The organism is Pseudomonas sp. R43(2017) (assembly GCF_002112345.1).
Taxonomy (GTDB): Bacteria; Pseudomonadota; Gammaproteobacteria; order Pseudomonadales; family Pseudomonadaceae; genus Aquipseudomonas; species Aquipseudomonas kribbensis.
In genome coordinates this window covers 1-5,644 of sequence record NZ_NEHJ01000014.1, presented here as the reverse complement: position 1 = coordinate 5,644, position 5,644 = coordinate 1, and the positions used below count along the sequence as shown (strand labels likewise).

Annotated in this window: 2 tRNA genes and 3 rRNA genes; all 5 read right to left on the bottom strand. The window is 51.4% G+C overall.

The window, feature by feature from the left end:
* A 5S ribosomal RNA gene (gene rrf, locus CAG02_RS29370) occupies positions 1-93 on the bottom strand; the annotation flags it as partial.
* 155 nt (positions 94-248) lie between these two features.
* Positions 249-3,139, bottom strand: a 23S ribosomal RNA gene (locus CAG02_RS29365).
* A 243-nt stretch (positions 3,140-3,382) separates the two neighbouring features.
* Positions 3,383-3,458 (bottom strand) — tRNA-Ala (locus CAG02_RS29360).
* Positions 3,459-3,488: 30 nt separating this feature from the next.
* Positions 3,489-3,565, bottom strand: a tRNA-Ile gene (locus CAG02_RS29355).
* 81 nt (positions 3,566-3,646) lie between these two features.
* Positions 3,647-5,183, bottom strand: a 16S ribosomal RNA gene (locus CAG02_RS29350).
* Positions 5,184-5,644: the final 461 nt, after the last annotated feature.

Genomic DNA, 5,644 nt, shown 5'->3' with positions numbered 1-5,644 from the left:
ATGGGGAAACCCCACACTACCATCGGCGATGCATCGTTTCACTTCTGAGTTCGGGATGGGATCAGGTGGTTCCAACGCTCTATGGTCGTCAAGAAATTCGGGTACTGACTCGTGACCGGATGGCCTCGCTTCAGCAAATTGGGTATGGATAGTTTTCGGTGTTTTGTAAGCGTCGAACTTTCGGTTCATTGCGTCTTCACACACCGCAATCTGGTCTCTCTCGAGTTCGCAAATTGCTTGGGTGTTATATGGTCAAGCCTCACGGGCAATTAGTATTGGTTAGCTCAACGCCTCACAGCGCTTACACACCCAACCTATCAACGTCGTAGTCTTCGACGGCCCTTCAGGGAACTCAAGGTTCCAGTGAGATCTCATCTTGAGGCAAGTTTCCCGCTTAGATGCTTTCAGCGGTTATCTTTTCCGAACATAGCTACCCGGCAATGCCACTGGCGTGACAACCGGAACACCAGAGGTTCGTCCACTCCGGTCCTCTCGTACTAGGAGCAGCCCCTCTCAAATCTCAAACGTCCACGGCAGATAGGGACCGAACTGTCTCACGACGTTCTAAACCCAGCTCGCGTACCACTTTAAATGGCGAACAGCCATACCCTTGGGACCGGCTTCAGCCCCAGGATGTGATGAGCCGACATCGAGGTGCCAAACACCGCCGTCGATATGAACTCTTGGGCGGTATCAGCCTGTTATCCCCGGAGTACCTTTTATCCGTTGAGCGATGGCCCTTCCATACAGAACCACCGGATCACTAAGACCTACTTTCGTACCTGCTCGACGTGTCTGTCTCGCAGTCAAGCGCGCTTTTGCCTTTATACTCTACGACCGATTTCCGACCGGTCTGAGCGCACCTTCGTACTCCTCCGTTACTCTTTAGGAGGAGACCGCCCCAGTCAAACTACCCACCATACACTGTCCTCGATCCGGATAACGGACCTGAGTTAGAACCTCAAAGTTGCCAGGGTGGTATTTCAAGGATGGCTCCACGCGAACTGGCGTCCACGCTTCAAAGCCTCCCACCTATCCTACACAAGCAAATTCAAAGTCCAGTGCAAAGCTATAGTAAAGGTTCACGGGGTCTTTCCGTCTAGCCGCGGATACACTGCATCTTCACAGCGATTTCAATTTCACTGAGTCTCGGGTGGAGACAGCGCCGCCATCGTTACGCCATTCGTGCAGGTCGGAACTTACCCGACAAGGAATTTCGCTACCTTAGGACCGTTATAGTTACGGCCGCCGTTTACCGGGGCTTCGATCAAGAGCTTCGCGTTAGCTAACCCCATCAATTAACCTTCCGGCACCGGGCAGGCGTCACACCCTATACGTCCACTTTCGTGTTTGCAGAGTGCTGTGTTTTTAATAAACAGTCGCAGCGGCCTGGTATCTTCGACCGGCATGGGCTTACGGAGCAAGTCCTTCACCCTCACCGGCGCACCTTCTCCCGAAGTTACGGTGCCATTTTGCCTAGTTCCTTCACCCGAGTTCTCTCAAGCGCCTTGGTATTCTCTACCCAACCACCTGTGTCGGTTTGGGGTACGGTTCCTGGTTATCTGAAGCTTAGAAGCTTTTCTTGGAAGCATGGCATCAACCACTTCGTCGCCTAAAGGCAACTCGTCATCAGCTCTCGGCCTTAAGATCCCGGATTTACCTAAGATCTCAGCCTACCACCTTAAACTTGGACAACCAACGCCAAGCTGGCCTAGCCTTCTCCGTCCCTCCATCGCAATAACCAGAAGTACAGGAATATTAACCTGTTTTCCATCGACTACGCTTTTCAGCCTCGCCTTAGGGACCGACTAACCCTGCGTCGATTAACGTTGCGCAGGAAACCTTGGTCTTTCGGCGTGGGTGTTTTTCACACCCATTGTCGTTACTCATGTCAGCATTCGCACTTCTGATACCTCCAGCAAGCTTCTCAACTCACCTTCACAGGCTTACAGAACGCTCCTCTACCGCATCACTTACGTGATACCCGTAGCTTCGGTGTATGGTTTGAGCCCCGTTACATCTTCCGCGCAGGCCGACTCGACTAGTGAGCTATTACGCTTTCTTTAAAGGGTGGCTGCTTCTAAGCCAACCTCCTAGCTGTCTAAGCCTTCCCACATCGTTTCCCACTTAACCATAACTTTGGGACCTTAGCTGACGGTCTGGGTTGTTTCCCTTTTCACGACGGACGTTAGCACCCGCCGTGTGTCTCCCATGCTCGGCACTTGTAGGTATTCGGAGTTTGCATCGGTTTGGTAAGTCGGGATGACCCCCTAGCCGAAACAGTGCTCTACCCCCTACAGTGATACATGAGGCGCTACCTAAATAGCTTTCGAGGAGAACCAGCTATCTCCGAGCTTGATTAGCCTTTCACTCCGATCCACAGGTCATCCGCTAACTTTTCAACGGTAGTCGGTTCGGTCCTCCAGTCAGTGTTACCTAACCTTCAACCTGCCCATGGATAGATCGCCCGGTTTCGGGTCTATTCCCAGCGACTAGACGCCCTATTAAGACTCGCTTTCGCTACGCCTCCCCTATTCGGTTAAGCTCGCCACTGAAAATAAGTCGCTGACCCATTATACAAAAGGTACGCAGTCACAGAACAAAGTCTGCTCCCACTGCTTGTACGCATACGGTTTCAGGATCTATTTCACTCCCCTCTCCGGGGTTCTTTTCGCCTTTCCCTCACGGTACTAGTTCACTATCGGTCAGTCAGTAGTATTTAGCCTTGGAGGATGGTCCCCCCATATTCAGACAAAGTTTCTCGTGCTCCGTCCTACTCGATTTCATGACCAAGAGATTTTCGCGTACAGGGCTATCACCCACTATGGCCGCACTTTCCAGAGCGTTCCGCTAATCTCAAAGCCACTTAAGGGCTAGTCCCCGTTCGCTCGCCACTACTAAGGGAATCTCGGTTGATTTCTTTTCCTCAGGGTACTTAGATGTTTCAGTTCCCCTGGTTCGCCTCTTGCACCTATGTATTCAGTGCAAGATAACCATCTTGTGATGGCTGGGTTCCCCCATTCAGACATCTCCGGATCAAAGTCTGTTTGCCGACTCCCCGAAGCTTTTCGCAGGCTACCACGTCTTTCATCGCCTCTGACTGCCAAGGCATCCACCGTATGCGCTTCTTCACTTGACCATATAACCCCAAGCAATCTGGTTATACTGTGAAGACGACATTCGCCGAAAATTCGAATTTCTCAACTAAGAGAACTCACAAATTTTACCTTAGCCTGATCACCACCAGTGAAAGTGGATCTCAGTCTATCTTTCTATCACATACCCAAATTTTTAAAGAACGAACTAGTCAAAGACTAGAAATCAACATTCACCATCACACGATGGAATGCTCATTTCTAAGCTCTTACTTCAGAAGCAGTAGTGGTGGAGCCAAGCGGGATCGAACCGCTGACCTCCTGCGTGCAAGGCAGGCGCTCTCCCAGCTGAGCTATGGCCCCGTATTTCTACAGGCGTTTCCCACACAAAATTGGTGGGTCTGGGCAGATTCGAACTGCCGACCTCACCCTTATCAGGGGTGCGCTCTAACCAACTGAGCTACAGACCCAATTTCGGGCTGCTTCTTTCGTCTTCTTCAATGAATCAAGCAATTCGTGTGGGAACTTATGGAGCAGCTGATGTCGTCGATTAAGGAGGTGATCCAGCCGCAGGTTCCCCTACGGCTACCTTGTTACGACTTCACCCCAGTCATGAATCACACCGTGGTAACCGTCCTCCCGAAGGTTAGACTAGCTACTTCTGGTGCAACCCACTCCCATGGTGTGACGGGCGGTGTGTACAAGGCCCGGGAACGTATTCACCGCGACATTCTGATTCGCGATTACTAGCGATTCCGACTTCACGCAGTCGAGTTGCAGACTGCGATCCGGACTACGATCGGTTTTATGGGATTAGCTCCACCTCGCGGCTTGGCAACCCTTTGTACCGACCATTGTAGCACGTGTGTAGCCCAGGCCGTAAGGGCCATGATGACTTGACGTCATCCCCACCTTCCTCCGGTTTGTCACCGGCAGTCTCCTTAGAGTGCCCACCATAACGTGCTGGTAACTAAGGACAAGGGTTGCGCTCGTTACGGGACTTAACCCAACATCTCACGACACGAGCTGACGACAGCCATGCAGCACCTGTCTCAATGTTCCCGAAGGCACCAATCCATCTCTGGAAAGTTCATTGGATGTCAAGGCCTGGTAAGGTTCTTCGCGTTGCTTCGAATTAAACCACATGCTCCACCGCTTGTGCGGGCCCCCGTCAATTCATTTGAGTTTTAACCTTGCGGCCGTACTCCCCAGGCGGTCAACTTAATGCGTTAGCTGCGCCACTAAGAGCTCAAGGCTCCCAACGGCTAGTTGACATCGTTTACGGCGTGGACTACCAGGGTATCTAATCCTGTTTGCTCCCCACGCTTTCGCACCTCAGTGTCAGTATCAGTCCAGGTGGTCGCCTTCGCCACTGGTGTTCCTTCCTATATCTACGCATTTCACCGCTACACAGGAAATTCCACCACCCTCTACCATACTCTAGCTCGCCAGTTTTGGATGCAGTTCCCAGGTTGAGCCCGGGGATTTCACATCCAACTTAACGAACCACCTACGCGCGCTTTACGCCCAGTAATTCCGATTAACGCTTGCACCCTCTGTATTACCGCGGCTGCTGGCACAGAGTTAGCCGGTGCTTATTCTGTCGGTAACGTCAAAATTGCAGAGTATTAATCTACAACCCTTCCTCCCAACTTAAAGTGCTTTACAATCCGAAGACCTTCTTCACACACGCGGCATGGCTGGATCAGGCTTTCGCCCATTGTCCAATATTCCCCACTGCTGCCTCCCGTAGGAGTCTGGACCGTGTCTCAGTTCCAGTGTGACTGATCATCCTCTCAGACCAGTTACGGATCGTCGCCTTGGTGAGCCATTACCTCACCAACTAGCTAATCCGACCTAGGCTCATCTGATAGCGCAAGGCCCGAAGGTCCCCTGCTTTCTCCCGTAGGACGTATGCGGTATTAGCGTTCCTTTCGAAACGTTGTCCCCCACTACCAGGCAGATTCCTAGGCATTACTCACCCGTCCGCCGCTGAATCCGGGAGCAAGCTCCCTTCATCCGCTCGACTTGCATGTGTTAGGCCTGCCGCCAGCGTTCAATCTGAGCCATGATCAAACTCTTCAGTTCAAACATCTTTGGGTTTTTAAGAAACCCTAAACTTGGCTCAGCAATCGTTGGTTACATCTTTGATTTCTCGCGGAGTAACTTGTGATGCTGATAATCTTGTTGACTATCAGTCTGACTCCACAAGCACCCACACGAATTGCTTGATTCAGTTGTTAAAGAGCGGTTGGTTAAGATCTTTCGTCTCAACCGAGGCGCGCATTCTACAGCAGCCTCATTTGCTGTCAAGTGATTATTTTCAGAAGTTTTCGAAGATTTCTTCAACAACTTCAACCACTTGCGCTTCCGATCTCTCGTTAGCGGGAGGCGAATTCTACAGCGTTACACGCTGCTGTCAACACCTCTTTTTCTCCGCTTTCGATCGAGAAGACCGAACCGTTGAAAGCGCCAGACAAACCGGCATTTCCAACTCCTTCCAGGCTTCGATGATCTGAAGCAATCCGCCATCGAAACCTACATAACTC